This is a genomic window from Aquisalimonas asiatica, assembly GCF_900110585.1.
Classification (GTDB): Bacteria; Pseudomonadota; Gammaproteobacteria; order Nitrococcales; family Aquisalimonadaceae; genus Aquisalimonas; species Aquisalimonas asiatica.
This window is the reverse complement of sequence record NZ_FOEG01000002.1, coordinates 233,862-252,803: the sequence shown is the minus strand read 5'-3', so window position 1 is coordinate 252,803 and position 18,942 is coordinate 233,862. Positions and strand designations below refer to the sequence as shown.

Sequence of the window (18,942 nt, the reverse complement as noted above, 5' to 3'; positions counted from 1 at the left end):
CGGCTGAGGCCCCGTGCGCCCGCCCCTGGCGGGCGCTTTGCGTTGCGGCGGACTACTGGGGCACGGTCGCTGACAGCGACTCGCGCACCGCCACCCGCTCAAGCCACCGGCTCAGTGCCGGCCGCTGTTCCCGCCAGGCCAGCTCCGGAAACCGGAAGTCCAGGTACTGCAGCGCCACCGCCACGGCCAGGGCGCCGAGATCCCCGCCTGCCTCGGGTGGCTGCGATTCAAGGCGGTCCAGGGTCGACGTGATGGTCCTTGAGCGGCGCTGCCCGAGAACCCCCTGATCCACACCCTCCGGGCCGAACCGTTTCGCCAGCAGCGTCTGTACGCCGGCGTCGATCAATCCCACGGCCCGGCCGGCCTGCCCCAGTATCTCCGCTCGCCGGTCTTCCGGGACGAGCGTGGGATCGGGCCAGCTGGCTTCGAGGAAGTGCACGATGAGCAATGACTCGGTGATGGCGACACCGTCGTCCGTCACCAGCGTGGGCACGCGCGTGGCCGGGTTGACCTGCATGAGCCCGGCATCGTCGGACCATGGATCGACCACATGATAGCCGGTGCGGTCGGCCAGCCGCTTCTCAAGCAGGCTGGCGCGCACGATGCGCGCGTAGGGCGAGGTGAGGCTGTAATAGAGATCCATTGCGGCCATCCTGAAGCTGGGATTCTCCTGCAGCTTAATCAATATGGGCCGTATTTGGAACGTATGGTCCCTTTTCTGGTGCGCAAGGGAATGGCTGTCATGGAACGGTCACGTGCCGGTCACGCCGCTGTCAGCGACTCCGCCCATACTCCGCTGCAGTCGCTTCCGGATCACCAGCGACGCAACCGCGATAGAACGCAGACCGCCCCAACGTGGAGTTGATGACTATGTTCCGTAACCGCCTTGTGACCGTGGCCGCATCCGCCCTTGCCGTCGCCGCGCTTCCGGCTTTTGCTGATGAGGGTCCGGAGCTGGACGACAGCCTGCCGGGCTACGAGAGCGTCTCCGGCATCTCCGGCAGCCTCTCCAGTCAGGGGTCCGACACGCTCAATAACCTGATGACGCTCTGGGCCGAGGAGTTCAACGACTTTTACCCCAACGTCAACATCCAGATCGAAGGCGCCGGTTCGGGCACGGCACCGACGGCGCTGGCCGAGGGCACGGCGAACTTCGGCCCCATGAGCCGTCAGATGCGTGAGTCCGAGATCGAGGCGTTCGAGGACGCCCACGGCTACCCGCCCACCCTGGTGCGCGTCGCCATCGACACCATTGCGGTGTTCGTCAACCGTGACAACCCCATCGACGGCCTGTCCATCGACCAGGTGGATGCGATCTTCTCGGAGACCCGCCGCTGCGGCGGTGACGAGGACATAACCCGCTGGGGACAGGTGGGCCTGGATGGCGACTGGGAGAACCGCGATTTCACCCTCTACAGCCGCAATGCTGTCTCGGGAACCTATGGTTACTTCCGTGAGCACGCTCTGTGCGACGGTGACTTCAAGGATGCCATCAACGAGCAGCCCGGTTCCGCCTCGGTGGTTCAGGGGGTGTCCGAGTCGCTGAACGGCATCGGCTATTCCGGTATCGGCTACAACACCTCCGGCGTGCGGGCCATCAAGCTCGGCGATGATCCGGACAACCTCTACGAGCCGAACGCCGAGAACGCCATCTCCGGCGATTACCCGCTGGCGCGTTTCCTCTACGTCTACGTGAACAAGGACCCCAACGAGGATCTGCCGCCGATCGAGCGTGAGTTCCTGCGTCTGGTGCTCTCGGAGGAAGGGCAGGATGTGGTCCGGCGTGACGGCTTTATCCCCATGCCCGAGTCCGCGGCGTCCCGTGAGCGGGAGCAGCTCGGTCTCGAATAGCCGGTAGCATTCACACTGTCCCCTGATGCCGCGCCCTCCGGGCGCGGTTTTTTTTTGGGCGGATTCCATGACACGGAACTGACATCCGGGTGTCACGGAACCGTCACGGGCGCTCACTACCATGCCCCCAGTCCTCCACTTAACCCAGCGGGCCAATCGTCATGACCGATGTCGGCACCTCTCCCGGTTCCCCTGTGTCACGCGGCCATATGCCGTCCGAAGGACAGCGGCGGCGGCTGCGCCGCTGGCGGGCCGTCAAGGACCGGGTCGGCAAGGGCACCATTGCCACGTTCGGCATCGGCGTGATCGGCACCCTGATCCTCATGTTCGTCTATCTCTTCTCGGAAGTGACGCCCATCTTCGGCGCCGCGGAGATGACGCCGGCGGGCGCCTACGCCGCGCCTGGCGATGGCGGCAGCGAGACCCTGCATACCGCCATGGAGCGGTATCGCGAGGTGGCGGTCCGGTTCACGGACGACGCCCGGGCGGTGTTCTTCCGGCCATCGGACGGCGAGGTGATCCGGGAAGAGCGCATGCAGCGCCCCGATGGCGTGAACGTGACCAGTTTTGCCACCGGTGAGGCCCGGAGCCACCTGGTGGGCTACGGCCTGGACGACGGCACGGCGATCTTTGCCCGGCACGCCTACGACGTCTCCTACCCCGGTGGCGAGCGCACCGTGGAGCCGTCGATCCAGTACCCGGAGGGCGGAGGCGAGCCCCTGGATATCTTCGCGGAGGATGGCTATTCGATCGACGCCATCGGCGTGCAGCGGGGGCGCCGTGGCACGGCCATCGTCGCTGCCAACAACGCCAACGAACAGCTCCGCATCGTGTTGTTCGAGGAGGACGAGGACTTCCTGACCGGCGACGTCACCGTTGAGCGCCAGGTCTACGAGGTGCCATGGCCGGAGGACGGGGTGGAAGTCACCCAGATCCTCATGGACACCACCATGCGTAATCTGTTCGTCGGCGGTGGCGACGGCAGGCTTCATTATTACGATATCTCCCGGATGAGCAGCCCCCGGTTGCTGGCCAGTGAGCGGGCCATCGAAGGGGACAACGCCGAGGTCACGGCGCTGGATTTCCTGCTCGGGGCCGTCTCCATGATCGCGGGTGGCTCCGACGGCTCCGTGAGCCAGTGGTTCGTGGTCCGCGATGGTGATGGCGAGCGTCGCCTGCGCAAGATTCGCGATTTCGAGTCTCACGATGCGCCGGTGACCAGCATCGGTCCGGAGCACGCCCGCAAGGGATTCGCCACCGCGGCCGAGGACGGCACGGTGCAGCTCCATTACGCCACGTCGGCGCGGACCATGGCGCGCCTCGCCCTGGGCGGCGACATCCAGGTGGAATCGGTGACCATGGCGCCGCGCCAGAACGCCATGCTGGTGGTGGGCGCCGACGGTGGCTTTCGCTATCTGGATGTGCACAACCCGCACCCGGAGATCTCCATCAGCGCGCTGTGGCAGAAGGTCTGGTACGAAGGGCGCAACAATCCCGCCTACGTGTGGCAGTCATCGTCGGCCACCCAGGAGTTCGAGCCCAAGTTCTCCCTGGTGCCCCTGACCGTGGGCACGCTCAAGGCCGCCTTCTACGCCATGCTGTTCGCGGCGCCCCTGGCCATTCTCGCGGCCATCTACTCGGCCTGTTTCATGTCGCCGCGCATGCGCACCATGACCAAGCCGACCATCGAGATCATGGAGGCGCTGCCCACGGTCATTCTCGGGTTTCTTGCGGGGCTGTGGGCGGCACCGTTCGTGGAGAACAATCTGCCGGCAGTGTTCAGCCTGTTCCTGTTGATGCCGGTGGCCTTTCTCGTCATGGCCTGGGTCTGGTCACGGTTGCTGCCGGCGCAGTGGCGCGGGGCCGTACCGCCCGGCTGGGAGGCGGCGCTGCTGATTCCGGTGGTGCTCGGGGTGGGCTGGTTGTGCGTGAGCATGAGTCCGCTGGTGGAGCTGTGGTTCTTCGACGGCGACATGCGTCAGTGGCTGACCAACCAGGGCATCACCTACGACCAGCGCAACGCCCTGGTGGTGGGCATGGCCATGGGCTTCGCCGTGATCCCGACAATCTACTCCATCTCCGAGGATGCCGTGTTCAACGTCCCCAGGCATCTCACCCAGGGCGCCCTGGCCCTGGGGGCCACGCCCTGGCAGGCGGTGGTCACGGTGGTGCTGCTGACCGCCAGCCCCGGCATCTTCTCCGCGGTGATGATCGGCTTCGGGCGCGCCGTGGGCGAGACCATGATCGTGCTCATGGCCACGGGCAACAGCCCGGTGGTCAACTTCAACATCTTCGAGGGCATGCGCACCCTGTCGGCCAACATCGCCGTGGAGATGCCGGAGGCGGCCGTGGGCGGCACGCACTACCGCATCCTGTTCCTGGCCGCGCTGGTTCTGTTCGTCATGACCTTTGTTCTCAACACCCTTGCTGAAGTCGTGCGCCACCGGCTGCGCAAGAAGTACAGCACCCTGTAACGACCCCGGAGACACGGATCATGCGCGAGTGGTTCAACAAGGGCACACCCTGGATCTGGCTTAACGCCGGGGCCGTGGCCATCAGCCTGGTCATGGTGGTGGGGCTGATCGGCCATGTTGCCTTCAATGGCCTGCAGCACTTCTGGCCACGGGATATCGTCGCCTTCGAGTACGCCGAACCCGGGGACGAGCCGGTTCAGGTGCTGGGGGAGGTGGACCGGTCCGAGACCCTGACCGCCCGGGCCGCGCGCGAGCGCGGCTTTGAGGTGGATGCCGACGAGGACCTGGTTACCCGCCACCGCATCAAGCGCGGCAACCGCGACGTCACGGATCAGGACTTCACCTGGTACGTCGAGGAGAACATGTCCGAGTGGTCCTACCCGGACGATGCCGTGCGCCTGGAGCGCCGGGAATGGGGGGATTTCTACGGCTTTCTTCGGGAGGTCCGGGTCGGTGACGAGGTGGTTGCCGACGACGATGGGGCGTGGGAGACCTTCGAGCGGCTGTTCGCCGAGAATCGGCCACGCATCGAGGAGATCGGGCAGATCGAGCGCGTCGAGATCGGCGCCGTGAATGCGGAGATCGAGGAGATCCGGCTTGCCCAGCGGCGCCTGGCCATGGACGACACTCTGTCCGAGGAAGACCGCACCGAGCAGGAACAGGCGCTCGCGGAAGAACGGAACCGCTGGGAGGCCGAGTACGACGAGCTGGCCGAGCGCCGCAACGCGCTCCTGGAGGAAATCCGGCGCTTCCAGGTGATGCTGGAGACCGCCGAGGGCGAGCAGGTGGTCATGGCGCTGGGTGACATCGTCAAGCCCAGCCGGCCCAACGTCATGAACACCGGCGAGAAGCTGCGCTTCTACGTGGGCGAGTTCTGGGATTTCGTCTCGGGTTATCCCCGGGAAGCCAATACCGAGGGCGGGATTCTGCCGGCGATCTTCGGCACGGTGCTCATGACCATGGTCATGGCGGTGTTCGTGACACCGTTCGGGGTGCTGGCCGCCATCTACCTGCGCGAGTACGCCAGGCAGGGGCCGCTGACGCGCATGATCCGCATCTCCGTGAACAACCTGGCCGGGGTTCCATCCATCGTCTTTGGCGTTTTCGGTCTGGGGTTCTTCGTCTATTTCGTCGGCGGTGGTGTGGATCAGCTGTTCTACTCAGACCGGTTGCCGGCGCCCACCTTTGGCAAGGGGGGCGTGCTGTGGGCTTCGCTGACGCTCGCCCTGCTGACGCTGCCGGTGGTGATTGTCTCCACGGAAGAGGGGTTGTCGCGCATTCCCGGCTCCATCCGGCACGGCGCGCTGGCGCTGGGTGCCACCAAGGGTGAAATGCTCTGGCGCACCGTGGTGCCACTGGCCACGCCGGCCATGATTACCGGGCTGATTCTGGCCGTTGCCCGGGCCGCCGGCGAGGTGGCGCCGCTAATGCTGGTGGGTGTGGTGAAGCTGGCTCCGCAGTTGCCGGTGGAGGCGAGCTGGCCCTTCATTCACCTGGACCGCAGTTTCATGCACCTGGGCTTTCATATCTACGACGTCGGCTTCCAGAGCCCCAACGTCGAGGCGGGGCGGCCGCTGGTCTACGCGACGGCACTGGTACTCATCCTGGTGATCATCGTTCTCAACCTGACGGCCATCACCATCCGCAACCACCTCCGGGAGCGCTACCGCGCGGAAGGGGACTAGGTTCAACGTGGAGCAGCGAATCATCATGAGCGAACAAGCGATTCAGACAGCACCGTCACGGCAGTCCGCACCGTCCAGCGCCGGCGCGCCCGCGGGTGGCCAGCGGTTGCGTGGAGAGGACATCTGCATCGAGGTGGAGAACCTCAACCTCTGGTACGGCGATGATCAGGCGCTGAAGAACATCAACATGCAGTTGCCGCGCGAGCGGGTGACGGCATTCATCGGCCCGTCCGGGTGTGGCAAGTCCACGCTGCTGCGCTGCATGAACCGCATGAACGACCTGGTCGACAACTGCCGGCTTGACGGCCAGATCCGCATCGACGGCCATGACATTCACGACAAGTCCATGGATATACCGGAGCTGCGCCGGCGGGTGGGCATGGTCTTCCAGAAGCCCAACCCGTTCCCCAAGTCCATCTACGAGAACGTCGCTTACGGTCTCCGTCTGCAGGGGGTGAAGAAACGGCGCATTCTGGATGACGTGGTGGAGAAATCCCTGCGCCAGGCGGCGCTGTGGGACGAGGTGAAGGACCGCCTGCACGAGAACGCCTTCGGACTCTCCGGCGGGCAGCAGCAGCGGCTGGTGATCGCCCGCGCCGTGGCCATCGAGCCCGAGGTGCTGTTGCTGGACGAGCCGGCATCGGCGCTGGACCCGCTGGCGACGCTCAAGATCGAAGAGCTCATGTTCGATCTGAAGAAGCACTACACCATCGTCATTGTCACCCACAACATGCAGCAGGCCGCGCGCGTGTCGGACTACACCGCTTACCTGTACCTGGGTGAGGTCATGGAGTTCAACGACACGGACACGCTGTTCACCAACCCGTCCCGCAAGGAGACGGAGGACTACATCACCGGACGCCACGGCTAGACAGACCGGGCACCCGGACCACACAGGGGATGCGGCGATGACCGACGATTCCATTGATCAAGGCTTCTTCAAGCAGCATATCTCCCACCAGTTCAACGAGGAGCTGGAGGACATCCACACCCGGGTGCTCGCCATGGGTGGCATCGTCGAGCAGCAGCTCACGGACGCGGTCTCCGCGATGGTGGACGGCAACCGGGAGCTGGCACAGACGGTGATCACCAGTGACTACAAGGTGAACTCGCTCGAGGTGGAGCTGGACGAGGCGTGCACCCACGTGCTGGTGCGTCGTCAGCCCACCGCCAGCGACCTGCGGCTGGTGATGGCCGTGGTCAAGACCATTACCGACCTGGAGCGCATCGGCGACGAGGCCGAGCGCATCGGCCGCATGGCCCTCTACCTGCTGGAGGAGGACCGCGCCGTGGCCCCTGTAGCCGAGATGGGCGCATTCGGCAGCCACGTGCGCGACATGCTGCGGGGTGCCCTGGATGCCGTGGCGCGCATGGACGCCGAGCACGCCGTGCGTGTGGCCCAGCAGGATATCCAGGCGGACAGCCAGTACGAAGTGGTGCTGCAGCGGCTCATGGACCAGATGAAGAAGTCGCCGGAGACCATTCCCCGCCTCATGGACATTGTCTGGGCGGCCCGCTCCATGGAGCGGATCGGCGATCGGGCCCGCAACATCTGCGAGTACGTGGTCTACTTTGTGCGCGGCAAGGACGTGCGCCACACCAGCTTCGACCAGATGGCCCGGGAGGCCACGGGAGACCGCGGTTGACCTGGGCGTGGGGGGCAATCAAGGGGGTGTTCTACCGGCCCCGTGCAGTGCTGCGGGAGTGGCGTGCCCACGATCCGGAGCCGGTTGCGTTGCTGACGCGGTTCACCATCCCGGTGATCGTTCTCAGCGTCGTGGCCTCGGCCATGGCCCATGACGTGCTGCCCTCGGGGTTTCCGCCGGAGACCCGGCCGCAGCTGGTGCCGTTCAGCATCTACAGTGGGCTGACGCAGCTGGTGGGGGTGCTGGCCCTGGCGGCCGCCGCCCACTACCTGTGTGATCTGTTCCAGGGGCGCTCCGATTTCCGGCGCGCGCTGGCGGCGGTGTCCGTGGCCATGGTGCCGGCCTGGGTGGGGAACGTGCTGGCGGCGCTGCCCTGGCCGTACGGCGCCTCCCTGGCACTGGGCGGCATCCTCTACAGCCTGGTGCTGCTCTATGCCGCCTTCGTGGTGATACTCGGCATGCGACCGGGCAACCGTGTCGGCCACTATGCGGCCAGTCTCGGTGCCGCCCTGCTGGTGGTGTTCGCGTTCGGATGGCAGGCGGTCAGCCTGATTCCCGGGGCAGCGCCCGAGGTCCGCCTCGGCACCACCTGGTTGATCTGACCCGGCGTGTTGCGTCGCGGCCGTTTGCCGTCATGACCCGGTGGCGGAGGCGTGCGCCATGGCAATGATGCGTTCCGCCGGGAAGCGACAGCGGAACGTGCTGCCTTCGCCGGGGCGGCTGTGGATCTCGAGGCTGGCGTCGTGGCGTTGCAGGGCGTGGCGCACGATGGACAGGCCCAGCCCGGTGCCGCCCCGGTCCCTTGAGCGGCCGTCATCGACGCGGTAGAAGCGCTCGGTCAGCCGCGGGATGTGCTTTTGCGGGATGCCGATACCGCTGTCCACCACGTCCAGGCAGGCCGTGTCCCCGTCCCGGTACCAGCGCACGTGCACCTCGCCCCCGGCCGTGGAGTACTTCACGGCGTTCTGGACCAGGTTGCCGAAGGCGCTGCGCAGCTCGCTGTGCACGCCCCGCAATCCGATGCGTTCATCGCTGTCGCAGTCCACCGTGATGCGGTTGGTGGCCGTCATCCGGCCGTCCCGGCAGATGCCGCGGACCAGCGCGGCCACATCCACCCGCTCTTCGGCGCCGGGGTCCGGCTGGGCATCCAGGCGGGAGAGGGTGAGCAGGTCTTCGAGGATCTGGCGCATCCGCCCGGCCTGGTTGTGCATCTCCTGCACGGGCTTGCGCCACTCCCGGGCGGCGGCTCCGTCGTCATCGCGCATGCTCTCGAGATACCCGGAGATGACGGTCAGGGGCGTTCGCAGCTCATGGGAGGCGTTGGCCACGAAGTCCCGCCGCACCTGCTCCAGGCGGTGCAGACGGGTGATGTCCCGGGCGATCAGCAGCCGCTGGTCGCGCCCGTAGGGGATGACCTGCATGGACAGCCGCGTGGCATCGTCGAACGGACTGGTCATCTCCACCGCTTCCTGGAAGGAACCCGTATCGAAGTACGCCTTCAGGGCGGGGCTGCGGATCAGATTGAGCACGTGCTGGCCCATGTCGTCGGGGGACTGCAGGTGCAGCAGCCGCTGCGCCGCGGCGTTGAACCAGACAATGCGGTTGTCCGGTGCCAGCACCACGGTGCCGTCGGGCATGGCGGCGGTGGATTGCCGGAACTCGTGGAGGATGGCGCCCAGGCGCTTCTTGCGCCTGCGGTTGCGGCGCTGCATGTGGAAGACCTGATCGTAGATCGCCCCCCAGAGCCCCGTGCCCTCGGGAGGATTGGCACTGCGCGAGGTGCTGAGCCACGTGTAGAGGCGGTGCTGCTGGTAGATGTGCCACCCGGCGAACCCGGTGATCCCGACCAGCAGGGACACGGCCAGGTAGCCCGTGAGCATGCCCACCACCGCAGCGGGGACCACCACGGCGGTGAGGCGGCTGATCTCGTCCGGCCACGGGGAGTTGGTCATGGCGGGTTACTCGCGGGTGGAGAAGCGGTAGCCGGCTCCACGTACGGTCTGGACAAAACGCTCGGCACCGGTGCCGTCCAGGGCCTTGCGCAGCCGCCGGATGTGGACATCCACGGTCCGCTCCTCGACGTAGACGTTCGGGCCCCAGACCCGGTCCAGCAGTTGCTCGCGAGTGTAGACCCGATCCGGGTGTCCGGCAAAGAACTTCAGCAGGCGGAATTCCGTTGCCCCCAGGTGGATGGGGCTGTCATTGACCATGACGCGGTGCGCGGCGATCTCGATGCGCAGCGGACCGATCTCCAGATTCTCCTCGGCCTCGTCGCCGCCAGTGCGCCTGAGCACTGCCTGGATCCGCGCGATCAGCTCCCGCGGGCCGAACGGTTTGGTGACGTAATCATCCGCGCCCGCCTCCAGGCCGCGCACCTTGTCTTCCTCCTCGGTGCGCGCCGTCAGCATGATGATGGGGATGTCCCCGAGCATGTTCTCGCGCCGCAGGGCGCGGGCGAGGTCCGGGCCGCTGGTGTCCGGCAGCATCCAGTCGAGCAGGATCAGGTCCGGCTGGTGGTCGGTGATGGCCACCCGCGCCTCGGCGGCATCGCCGGCCTCCACGACCCGGAAGCCGGACCGTTCCAGGCTGAACTCCACCATCTCCCGGATCGGCTTTTCATCGTCGACGATCAGTACGGTCTTGTCCGTCATGTGGTATCCCCGCGTCCTGACAAGGCTGGTTCCCTTGAGCACCGACAGTTAACCAGCGGGATGTGACAGATCCATGACACATTTGCGGCACGTCCATGACGTGGAGCCTACATGATCCGCCGGCGGATGGCCGAGGAGATGGTTTCCACCACCACGACAACGGTGACGATGACCATGATGATGGTCAGGGCCACATCGTAGCGGTACAAGCTCATGGCCGAGCTCAGCTCGACACCGATGCCGCCTGCGCCCACCAGCCCGAGGATCACCGCCGACCGGATGGCCTTCTCAACACCGAACAGGCTGGTGGCGGTCATGGACGGCATGGCCTCGGGCAGGATGGCGCCGAAGATCACGGCGCTGCGGCCGCCACCGGTGGACTGGATGGCCTCGGAGGGGCCGGCGCGGATCTCCTCGATACGCTCCGCGAAGAAACGGGCGCAGAAGCCGATGGTGTCCATGATGATGGCAAGAATGCCGGCCAGTGGACCGAGCCCCACCGCGGCAACGAAGATCAGCGCCCAGATCAGCTCCGGGATGGTCCGCAGCACCGCGGTCACGCCCCGGGCGATGATCCGCACGACAGGGTGGGGCGTGGTGTTCCGGGAGGACAGCAGCGCCAGGGGCACGCTCAGCACCACACCGAAGGCCACGCCGACGATGGCCATGTTCAGCGTCTCCAGCATGTAGCCGGTGATGGGGCCGAGCCGACTCAGGTTGTCCCTCTCCAAGATATTCCCCTGGTAGGTTTCAAGATAATGGCATTATCTGGGCTGTTGTGGTCTATAGGGGTCTGAGATGGGTTGAAACGGTCATTTCAGATTGAGAGGGAACCGGGAGGGGGAGCTGCAGAGTTCCTAACGTTCGCGTCGCCGTCTCCACTTTGCCAGCCAGTAACGGGCGTAGATGGGGGTGGCAGCGCAGACGCCCCAAAGTAGAATCGCGACCGCCGCAGACACCAAGAGCGCGTCAATCCATGTCAGCCACGTGCTCTGAGCCACAGAGGTTGCGGCGAGGATGAGCGCTATCGCCACAACGCCGACCCCTTGCACAAAGGCTCGGTTCTGTTGATGAGTCGATTCCTCTTTGCGACGGCGCTCATCAGCGTAGTCGTGCCCGCATTGTGGGCACACGGGAGCTTCAAGGGCTAACCCCGGCCACCCGCAGTGTTCGCAGGACCTCAAGGTAGGCCTGGCCCCGTCCAGGTCGAAGTGCCCACCCTGGTTTATGATGTCTCGCCCGGCGATTTGGTGGCCGTGACCATCGATGCTTTGGCGGACACGGTGGCGCTCAGTGTTCGCCAAAACTACTCCTCCTCTCGATGCTTACCTTTATTTACCACGTCGCGGCCGGCAATTTGGTGCTTCTTTCCACTGACTTGCTGCGTTACCCGATAGCTATCCTTTTCACGCTCCAACTGTTCGAGCTCTCGGTCCATAGATGCTATCGCCTCATCAGTCTCGCTGGGGGCGGCCTCGGGATTCTCCTCAGCGAACTCCCTCATCTGATCCCGCTGTCCGCGCAGAATCGCCATCTTCAGCATACGGATTGCACCCCGAATGATCTGCTCCTGCGCCTCAGCATCATCAGTCGCCACAGCCTGATTGTAGATGTCCAAGAGAACCTGGGCCCCTCCTAGACTCAGACGCGGGAAACCCTCGGGATCCTTAAGCGCTTGAGTAATTCGCTCAACCAGATCCCAGTCGATCGGGTCGGGGCGGGCTTTCCTGTTCAGCAGTAAGTAATCCAGCGAGACATCGTGTTCCGCAGCGAAACGGATCAATCGCTCGTAAGGGATCGTGCCTCGCCTCTTCCACGTAGACAGGGTTTGCGGGGAGGCGCCAAGGCCTCGCGCAATATCGCTGTCGGCGCCAACCCCCAGGAGCCTACCAACACGCTCAAGCACAGCCTGAACATCAGCCGCAGTACTCATATTGACTTGTCCATACTCTATATGACTAATATAATACTACATGTGTTTAGGTTGTCTGTCATAAGTAATGATGAAGGAGCGCCCTGTGAACATCAATCAGGTCCAGCCCGGTCCAGAGCTCTATCTGAAGGTACGTGCGGGTTTTGTTGCTCAAGGTCAGACCTTGTCTGGTTGGTGCCGGAAAAACGGTCACAACCCGAGCAATGCTAGGGCGGCAATCGTTGGCGCCTGGAATGGGCCTAAGGGCCGAAGGCTTCGCGAGAGAATCCTTAGGGCTTCTGGTGTTGCGCATACCCGGGCGAGTGGAGCGCACGACGAGTAACAGAAGCGGATTGGAGGAGGTTGCAGGTGATGCGCTGCGAGGCAGTTACGACGAGAGATCGCCGCTGCAGGAGGGAAGCGGCCCAATACATAAGACATTCCAACGGGTGCGAGTACCTCGTCTGCAAAGAGCACGCGCACGCAGTGCGTGAGTCTCAGTTTCGGCCAATCAAGGGAGCGGGGCGCCCATGCTGAGCAACGCAGAAGCCCGACAGAGAGGCCACCAAATCCTGTCCCGGCTGTCGAGTTTGTCGGGCGCAGAGATGATCCAGGTCCTTAACACAGCAATGACCGAGGTCATTGCCGGTATGGAGGGGCGACGCGGTGATCCGCCCCTTATCAGCCCTTCGTTGCCAGAGAGTGCAGCTGTTCTCGCTGAGCGGCGCCCTGGTAGGGCCTCGACCATCAGGACCAACCCCGAGATCCGGGCGTTCATACACAGCCTGCGCGGGTACCGCACCTATGACGAGATCACGGCTGCCTGCCGGAAACGCTTTGGTTCGCGGTCTCCCAGCCGCAGCGCCATTCATCGCTACATCATGCAGCTCAAGTATCCGAACCGAAGGAATCAGGCCCATGAATGAAGGCATCAATCAGTCTGCCGCGAAGGCGCTCCGGGTAGTGGAATGCCTCACCGATGGCGGGTTTCAAGGGAAAACCCTAAGGGAGCTCAGTGGCGAGCTTGGTATTCCGAGGGCAACTGTCTGGCGTCTGTTGGTCACGCTGAAGTCGGCTGGCTGGGCGGTGGCCATTCAGTGCGAATCCGGGGCCAAGGAGGAGCGGTGGCAAGTGAGCACGAAGCTGGCCCAGATCGCCTACGAGTACGAGCAATACACCTGGAGCAGGATCAACGGTATCCGTGCGGAGTATCGCGAAGTGACTGGCAAGGAGCTGAACGTATGAGCAAGAAGGCACCTGAAACACAACAGCAAGATCTGCAGCAGGCAGTTCAGTCGGCCCAGCTGGCCGGAGAGCAGGCTGATCGCATGGAGCTGCTTCAGGTGGACGAAGCGGCACGGGCTTCCGGATACACAGAGCAGCGGGATTTGGCGAACCAGTTGCTCGGTCAGGTTCAGATGGCCAACTCATTCTCAAAACTCGCGACTGTCGTGAGTTTGATGAAGCTGGATCACGTCAAGAAAAACAAGCTCTATCGGGCACTTAAGGGCAAAAAAGGGGTTGATGCGGATGGCAGCGAAATTGCCGACGTCGGCACTTGGGACGGGTATTGCCGGGCGCTGGGGAGTAGTGCCAGCAAGGTGGATGAAGATCTGCGGAACCTTAGCGAGTTCGGGGAACAGGCGCTAGAGGCGCTGGGACGTGCAGGTGTCGGCTACAGAGAGCTCCGTAAGCTACGGAAGATCCCGAGTGAGGAGCGGGAGCTGATTATCAATGGCGAAGCGGTTCGCTCGGGAGATAAAGAAGCGATCGCCGAAATGATTGATGAGATGACGCAGCGCCACTCCAAGGAAAAGGATCAGCTCAAGCGGCAGCTCTCCGATACAAAGCAGGATTTGGAGGCGCAGCGCCGTGTAAACGAGAAGAAGTCTCAGCGCGTTACCGAGCTTGAGACGCAGCTGGAGCGAGCGGCTGCGCTGTCACCTGACGAGCGAGAAAAGGAGCTCTCTAGGCGCCTTGAGACCACCGTCGCTTCGGTCTGCGACGCCCTCCTGGAGCCAGAGGCTGTCATCTCTGAGATCTGCCAGATGGACAGCGCTCCGCGAGACCTTACCCATGCCTGCGCCCAGGTCATTGCACGGCTTCGGATTCGCCTGGACGAAGTTCAGGCCCGCTATCAGCTCCCTGTTGTGGATCTGGATTTCGACGATTCGTGGATAGATGGCGAGGGCTAGCGCTATGCCGAAGCTCACCGAAGGCCAACACCGCTATCTCATGGAGGTCGCCGACGCGCTTCGGTCGGCGCCGCGTGGCTCAAAGCAAGAGATTGTCGGTCGCGCCTGTGAGTTCTTGGGGTGGTCTCGTGATCGAGTGTACCGCGGCCTCAGAGAGGTGGGCTGGACGTCGAGGCGTCGCCGCCGCCAGGACCGCGGGAATAGTGTCGTGACCGTAGAAGAAGCGCGAGTGGTCGCGAATCTCATCCATGAATCGACTAGGCAGAACGGCAAGAGGTTGCTGTCCTTCAGAGATGCAATCGATATCGCCTTCGCGAACGGCCGCATTGAGACATACGCGTCGCCTGCAACCTTTGCACGCGTGATGCGGGAGGCAGGGTTTCACCCAGACCAACTGGCCACCCCCGCGCCGCATGTTTCGATGCGCTCCATGCATGCCAACCATGTTTGGCAGTTCGATGTTTCGATCTGCGTGCTGTACCGGCTGACGACCGGCGGCCTACAGGTCATGGAGGAGAAGGAGTTCTATAAGAATAAGCCGCATAATCTGAAGCGCATCGAGAATCAGCGCGTTCTGCGCTACCTGGTCACGGACCACTTCAGCGGCGCCTTCTACCTCGAGTATTTCCAGGCCGCGGGCGAAGACCAGGAAACCCTATTCAAGTTCTTGATGAGCGCTTTTGCCGAGCGGCCACATCCCAATGACCCATTTCATGGCGTGCCGTCCACGCTGGTCTGGGACGCTGGCAGCGCAAACCAGTCCTACATGATTCGCAACCTCCTGGACCGGTTGCAGGTGGAGCATATCGCTCATGAGCCGGGTAACCCGCGGGCCAAGGGACAGGTTGAGCGTACGCACGACATCGTGGAGCGACACTTTGAGGGCCGGCTCTACATGATGCGGATCGAGAGTATCGAAGAGCTGAATGAGAAGGCCCATGCGTGGATGCGCCATTTCAACAGCAAGCGGCAGCATTCCCGGACAAAGAAGACGCGCTACGGCTTGTGGCAAACCATCCGGGAAGATCAGCTGCGTATCTGTCCGCCATTGGAATTGTGCCGCGAGCTTCTGCAAACGAAGCCGGTGCAACGCAAGGTCGCTTCAGATCTCTCCGTCAGCTTCGCCGTCCAGGGCTGGGGGCAGGCTACGTATTCCGTTGAGCATGTTCCTGGCGTTCGGGTTGGGGAGCAGGTCGATGTGTCGGTGAACCCTTACAGAGCGCCTTCTGTGCTGGTTGCCGGTCTTGACGAAAACGGGGGCGAGATCCTCGTCGAGTGCGATCCGGTTCAGCGGGATGAGGCAGGTTTTCGACTGGATTCGCCTGTCTATGGAGAGGGCTTTCACTCGGTTGGTGACACCGATACGGATACCCACCGCAAAGCTCTCGCACGGGAAGCCTACGGCGCCGAGACCAACCGGGAGGTGGAGCGGGCCCGAGCTAAGCGAGAGCCGGCGTTCCAGGGCAGCATCGACCCTATTTCCTACCTGGAAGCGGACGAGTTGCCCAGCTACATGCGCCGCAAGGGAACGGCGCTGGATGTGCCAAATCCTGCTGCCGCCCTCGAAGTCCAGCCCTTGACGCACATCGAAGCGATGAAGCGCCTCGCTGTGAAGCTGGAGCGGCCGATCAAGCCGGAGGAGAACCAGGCCATTCGTCGGGCGTTTCCGGATGGCGTTCCCGAAGACAGTCTGGGCGCAGTCGTTGATTGGCTGTCTGGTGGGGCGGGGCCGCCCACCGGCAAACGCCCCTCTTCCTTAAAGGCCGTGTAAACACGGCGTAACGCCGGCCCACAGGCCGGAGAACCCAGGAGGCAAAGCACGATGAGCATAAACCAGCCACAACCCCGATGGGAGGAGTTGCGAACGCGACCTATGACGCCACTCAAAGCGAAGAAGATCATGGCCGCCCTCGGCCTGCGCCGGGCTGACCTTGCCAGCTTCCTGACCATGCCGAATGGGCCCAGGCCAAGCAACCCGACCGTGGGACATATTCTCAATCGGGGTTACTGGCCGGAGCGTTCCGCGTCCAGGTCCATGCTGCAAAGCCAGCTTAAGGCGTTTCTGCGGCAGAGCGGTGCCGCGGAGGAGGATGTGGAGGTGGCCCTGGAGATTGACGATGGCCTGTTCCAGCCGAGTTCGACCGACCAAGACCGCGCACGACTGGGCCAGGCCACCGCTCCGATCGCTGACGAAGAGACTCAACTACCGGAGAACGAGATGCTATCACAGCTTGCACGACGCCATTTTTCACTGTTCCGCGACCCCTTCATGGATGACGTTCAGGGGCCGGACGACGTTTTCCTCTCACCCGGGCAGCGCTACATCCGGGAGTACATGTTCAGCACGGCCAAGCACGGCGGCTTCCTGGCGGTGATTGGGGAGTCCGGCGCTGGCAAAAGTGTGTTGCGCCGCGACCTCCTGGATCGCATTCAGCGCGATGGTGAGTCAATTACGCCCATCATGCCGCGCATTATCGACAAAGGGCGGCTGACGGCCGGGGCCGTGTGCGATTCGATCATTGCCGACATCTCCCAGGAGCGGCCACGCAAAGAGCTGGAAGCGAAGGCCCGGCAGATTGAGCGACTCCTCACCGATTCAAGCCGTGGCGGGAACAGCCATGTCCTTATCATCGAGGAGGCGCATGACCTGACCATCCCGACGCTCAAGTATCTCAAGCGGTTCTGGGAACTGGAGGACGGTTTTAGGAGGCTCCTGTCGATTATCCTCGTCGGCCAACCGGAGCTGCGTGGCACCCTGGATGAAAGGCGCAATCGTCAGGCTTGTGAGGTGATTCGTAGGATCGAGGTGGCGGAAATGGAGCCACTCAACGGACACCTTCAGGAATACCTCACCCTCAAGTTCAAGCGCATTGGCAAAGAGCTTGCCGCGTGCTTCGACCCTGACGCCTTTGGCGTCATGGAAGAGCGACTGATGCTGCGAAGTCGGTCCAGTCGGGAGCCGATTTCGATGCTCTACCCGCTCGTGGTGAACAACCTGGTCGTGAAGTGCATGAACCTCGCAGCGGAGGTTGGGTCGCAGAAAGTCAACGCCGAAATCGTCAAAGGGGTGTGAATATGCCTGAAGTACACCAGATCGATTCCGTGGATCGAGAGCTTATGGACGTCACCAAAGGTGTGATGAGGATTCGGTCCCTCAGCTGGGCAGCCGCCCGGGTCCTGATGGATGACACGGACGCAACGATCTCCCCGAAGGAGCGGGAGGCCCGAATAATGCACATGGCTGAAGCAGTGGAAGAGGAGGCCTCCAGGCTTATCGAGAAACTGAGCGATCTCGGTGGCTAGGTTGCCATCGGAACCCCGCACAACGCCTTCTAAGCCGTTTGAGCGGCGTTGTGCGGGGGTTGCCTAGGGTCAAAGCTATTAAACAACTCAGCGGGATATTAAACGGGTTTTACGCGGGGTCACGGTCGGTATCGAGGGCGAGTTTCCGTGGCTGGCCCTCCAGGGTGCCAGAATTCATCCGAATCGGGAGGAAGTATGGGCATCAGCAAGAAACAAACTAGCATGCTACATGTGGCAAAGGCGAAGCTGTCGTTGTCCGATGCCGCGTACCGAGAGTTGCTCCAGGATGTTGCCGGCGTCACCAGCTCTAAGCATTTAGACAGCGCCGGATTTCAGGCTGTCATCGACAGGCTTGCTGAGATGGGGTTCCAGACTCCGCGAGCCCACCGCACGTATGGCAACCGGAGGGGGATGGCTACTCCTGACCAGGTTGAGTACATCCGGGACCTGTGGCAGCGATATAAAGGGGAGCCCGATCCCCGGGGGCTCGATCATTGGCTGGAGCGAAGCTTCGGTGTCACAGCGCTTCGTTTTACCGACCAGAACACCGCAGGCAAGGCGCTGGTGGCTCTGAAAAGGATGGTATCTCGCGCCCCTCCTTCGCGATAAAGCGCTGACCCATTGCCACGCTGCCTTCTCGCTCACAAGAGCGCCTTTCCCTCCGCCTTCCGTCTTCTCTGCTTCTGCTGAAGTGCTTCACCGTGCGTCGCGCCGGCCTGCTGTGGCTTCCTATGCGAAGTCTTTCAGTAGGGGTGTGGAATGCAAATACCAACCTGGAGATCAGCCGCCGAAGTGCGACTCGCAGAGGCCCTCGAAGAAGGGCTGCTGTCAGGTGAGGAGATCCAGAGCGCATGCGCTGGCGGAAGCCTTGAGGCTTTCGGTGACGTTGCGCCCGAAGCGGCCGCAGAAATCTGCGACGTCCTGGGAGGGTTGAGGTGTTACATACCGACCCTTCCGCATGAGCCCGGCTCCCTGTTCGATGATCTCAGCGCCGAAGCTCGAAACCTTCTCCTGGAGGTGGCTGGTGGAGATGCGGTGGCGATACCCCGACTGTACAGGCTTAGGTTATTGGTTCGGGACAGGGTGATTCTCGCTCTCCGGCAAGCAGGTGCATCGACGACCGAGCTTGCTCAGCAATTTCAGTGTACGGATCGGGCCATCTATCAGGTGCTTGAGAAGCATCGTGGTGATGGCTGTCGCCCCATGTCGGAGCACCGCTGAGCCG

At 63.3% G+C, this 18,942-nt stretch carries 18 protein-coding genes and 1 pseudogene; 14 read left to right on the top strand and 5 right to left on the bottom strand.

Annotation, left to right across the window (positions count from 1 at the left end; translation table 11 throughout):
• Nucleotides 1–52: 52 nt before the first annotated feature.
• Nucleotides 53–643 carry a glutathione S-transferase family protein gene (locus tag BMZ02_RS05925; RefSeq protein ID WP_091640833.1) on the bottom strand — a complete coding sequence of 197 codons (591 nt, stop codon included), beginning with the start codon at nt 641–643 and terminating at the stop codon, nt 53–55.
• A 227-nt stretch (nt 644–870) separates the two neighbouring features.
• Between BMZ02_RS05925 and BMZ02_RS05920 the strand changes: the two genes are divergently transcribed.
• From BMZ02_RS05920 to BMZ02_RS05895, 6 genes and pseudogenes are all read left to right on the top strand, one after another.
• On the top strand, nt 871–1,851 hold the full coding sequence (locus BMZ02_RS05920) for a PstS family phosphate ABC transporter substrate-binding protein (RefSeq protein WP_425425068.1): 981 nt from the start codon (nt 871–873) through the stop codon (nt 1,849–1,851).
• Nucleotides 1,852–2,060: 209 nt separating this feature from the next.
• The gene (locus BMZ02_RS05915; protein ID WP_216110719.1) at nt 2,061–4,325 is read left to right on the top strand and encodes an ABC transporter permease subunit; all 2,265 of its coding nucleotides are present in this window, start codon (nt 2,061–2,063) and stop codon (nt 4,323–4,325) included.
• Nucleotides 4,326–4,345: 20 nt separating this feature from the next.
• On the top strand, nt 4,346–6,010 hold the full coding sequence (gene pstA / locus BMZ02_RS05910; RefSeq protein WP_091640824.1) for a phosphate ABC transporter permease PstA: 1,665 nt from the start codon (nt 4,346–4,348) through the stop codon (nt 6,008–6,010).
• A gap of 42 nt (nt 6,011–6,052) precedes the next feature.
• Nucleotides 6,053–6,881, top strand: a pseudogene (gene pstB, locus BMZ02_RS05905) (phosphate ABC transporter ATP-binding protein PstB); the annotation flags it as partial.
• A gap of 52 nt (nt 6,882–6,933) precedes the next feature.
• A complete protein-coding gene (gene phoU / locus BMZ02_RS05900; RefSeq protein ID WP_091641850.1) occupies nt 6,934–7,656 on the top strand; it encodes a phosphate signaling complex protein PhoU in 723 nt (240 codons plus the stop codon).
• Nucleotides 7,653–8,258 (top strand): Yip1 family protein, encoded by a 606-nt coding sequence (locus tag BMZ02_RS05895; RefSeq protein WP_091640822.1) that lies wholly within the window; start codon nt 7,653–7,655, stop codon nt 8,256–8,258. Before phoU ends, BMZ02_RS05895 begins: the two co-directional genes overlap by 4 nt.
• A gap of 30 nt (nt 8,259–8,288) precedes the next feature.
• Here BMZ02_RS05895 and phoR read toward each other — a convergent pair whose 3' ends face one another.
• The 4 genes from phoR to BMZ02_RS05870 all read right to left on the bottom strand — a co-directional run bounded on the left by phoR (nt 8,289) and on the right by BMZ02_RS05870 (nt 12,240).
• Complete coding sequence (phoR, locus tag BMZ02_RS05890) at nt 8,289–9,608, bottom strand: phosphate regulon sensor histidine kinase PhoR (protein WP_091640821.1); 1,320 nt, start codon at nt 9,606–9,608, stop codon at nt 8,289–8,291.
• Between the two features lie 6 nt (nt 9,609–9,614).
• On the bottom strand, nt 9,615–10,307 hold the full coding sequence (gene phoB / locus BMZ02_RS05885; RefSeq protein ID WP_091640818.1) for a phosphate regulon transcriptional regulator PhoB: 693 nt from the start codon (nt 10,305–10,307) through the stop codon (nt 9,615–9,617).
• 107 nt (nt 10,308–10,414) lie between these two features.
• Complete coding sequence (gene phnE, locus BMZ02_RS05880; protein WP_245753958.1) at nt 10,415–11,038, bottom strand: phosphonate ABC transporter, permease protein PhnE; 624 nt, start codon at nt 11,036–11,038, stop codon at nt 10,415–10,417.
• Nucleotides 11,039–11,613: 575 nt separating this feature from the next.
• The gene (locus BMZ02_RS05870) at nt 11,614–12,240 is read right to left on the bottom strand and encodes a helix-turn-helix domain-containing protein (RefSeq protein ID WP_091640813.1); all 627 of its coding nucleotides are present in this window, start codon (nt 12,238–12,240) and stop codon (nt 11,614–11,616) included.
• A 509-nt stretch (nt 12,241–12,749) separates the two neighbouring features.
• Here BMZ02_RS05870 and BMZ02_RS18955 point away from each other — a divergent pair.
• From BMZ02_RS18955 to BMZ02_RS05835, 8 genes are all read left to right on the top strand, one after another.
• Complete coding sequence (locus BMZ02_RS18955) at nt 12,750–13,145, top strand: hypothetical protein (protein ID WP_171909834.1); 396 nt, start codon at nt 12,750–12,752, stop codon at nt 13,143–13,145.
• Nucleotides 13,138–13,464, top strand: a complete 327-nt coding sequence (locus BMZ02_RS05865) for a helix-turn-helix domain-containing protein (protein WP_171909833.1) — start codon at nt 13,138–13,140, stop codon at nt 13,462–13,464. The genes BMZ02_RS18955 and BMZ02_RS05865 overlap by 8 nt, the downstream gene beginning before the upstream one ends.
• A complete protein-coding gene (locus BMZ02_RS05860; RefSeq protein WP_091640808.1) occupies nt 13,461–14,414 on the top strand; it encodes a hypothetical protein in 954 nt (317 codons plus the stop codon). The genes BMZ02_RS05865 and BMZ02_RS05860 overlap by 4 nt, the downstream gene beginning before the upstream one ends.
• A gap of 208 nt (nt 14,415–14,622) precedes the next feature.
• Nucleotides 14,623–16,185, top strand: coding sequence for an integrase core domain-containing protein (locus tag BMZ02_RS05855; RefSeq protein ID WP_171909832.1), 1,563 nt, complete (start codon nt 14,623–14,625; stop codon nt 16,183–16,185).
• A 102-nt stretch (nt 16,186–16,287) separates the two neighbouring features.
• On the top strand, nt 16,288–17,487 hold the full coding sequence (locus BMZ02_RS05850) for an ExeA family protein (RefSeq protein WP_216110717.1): 1,200 nt from the start codon (nt 16,288–16,290) through the stop codon (nt 17,485–17,487).
• Nucleotides 17,488–17,489: 2 nt separating this feature from the next.
• The gene (locus BMZ02_RS05845) at nt 17,490–17,717 is read left to right on the top strand and encodes a hypothetical protein (RefSeq protein WP_091640805.1); all 228 of its coding nucleotides are present in this window, start codon (nt 17,490–17,492) and stop codon (nt 17,715–17,717) included.
• A 195-nt stretch (nt 17,718–17,912) separates the two neighbouring features.
• On the top strand, nt 17,913–18,326 hold the full coding sequence (locus BMZ02_RS05840) for a regulatory protein GemA (RefSeq protein WP_091640803.1): 414 nt from the start codon (nt 17,913–17,915) through the stop codon (nt 18,324–18,326).
• A 150-nt stretch (nt 18,327–18,476) separates the two neighbouring features.
• Nucleotides 18,477–18,938 (top strand): Mor transcription activator family protein, encoded by a 462-nt coding sequence (locus BMZ02_RS05835; protein WP_091640801.1) that lies wholly within the window; start codon nt 18,477–18,479, stop codon nt 18,936–18,938.
• Nucleotides 18,939–18,942 lie beyond the last annotated feature (4 nt).

Excerpts from the sequence above, each read along its gene's own strand:
- BMZ02_RS05925 (WP_091640833.1), bottom strand. The coding sequence starts at position 643 with ATGGATCTCTATTACAGCCTCACCTCGCCCTACGCGCGCATCGTGCGC.
- BMZ02_RS05920 (WP_425425068.1), top strand. The coding sequence starts at position 871 with ATGTTCCGTAACCGCCTTGTGACCGTGGCCGCATCCGCCCTTGCCGTC.
- BMZ02_RS05915 (WP_216110719.1), top strand. The coding sequence starts at position 2,061 with ATGCCGTCCGAAGGACAGCGGCGGCGGCTGCGCCGCTGGCGGGCCGTC.
- pstA (WP_091640824.1), top strand. The coding sequence starts at position 4,346 with ATGCGCGAGTGGTTCAACAAGGGCACACCCTGGATCTGGCTTAACGCC.
- phoR (WP_091640821.1), bottom strand. The coding sequence starts at position 9,608 with ATGACCAACTCCCCGTGGCCGGACGAGATCAGCCGCCTCACCGCCGTG.
- phoB (WP_091640818.1), bottom strand. The coding sequence starts at position 10,307 with ATGACGGACAAGACCGTACTGATCGTCGACGATGAAAAGCCGATCCGG.
- BMZ02_RS05870 (WP_091640813.1), bottom strand. The coding sequence starts at position 12,240 with ATGAGTACTGCGGCTGATGTTCAGGCTGTGCTTGAGCGTGTTGGTAGG.
- BMZ02_RS18955 (WP_171909834.1), top strand. The coding sequence starts at position 12,750 with ATGCTGAGCAACGCAGAAGCCCGACAGAGAGGCCACCAAATCCTGTCC.
- BMZ02_RS05865 (WP_171909833.1), top strand. The coding sequence starts at position 13,138 with ATGAATGAAGGCATCAATCAGTCTGCCGCGAAGGCGCTCCGGGTAGTG.
- BMZ02_RS05860 (WP_091640808.1), top strand. The coding sequence starts at position 13,461 with ATGAGCAAGAAGGCACCTGAAACACAACAGCAAGATCTGCAGCAGGCA.
- BMZ02_RS05850 (WP_216110717.1), top strand. The coding sequence starts at position 16,288 with ATGACGCCACTCAAAGCGAAGAAGATCATGGCCGCCCTCGGCCTGCGC.
- BMZ02_RS05845 (WP_091640805.1), top strand. The coding sequence starts at position 17,490 with ATGCCTGAAGTACACCAGATCGATTCCGTGGATCGAGAGCTTATGGAC.
- BMZ02_RS05840 (WP_091640803.1), top strand. The coding sequence starts at position 17,913 with ATGGGCATCAGCAAGAAACAAACTAGCATGCTACATGTGGCAAAGGCG.
- BMZ02_RS05835 (WP_091640801.1), top strand. The coding sequence starts at position 18,477 with ATGCAAATACCAACCTGGAGATCAGCCGCCGAAGTGCGACTCGCAGAG.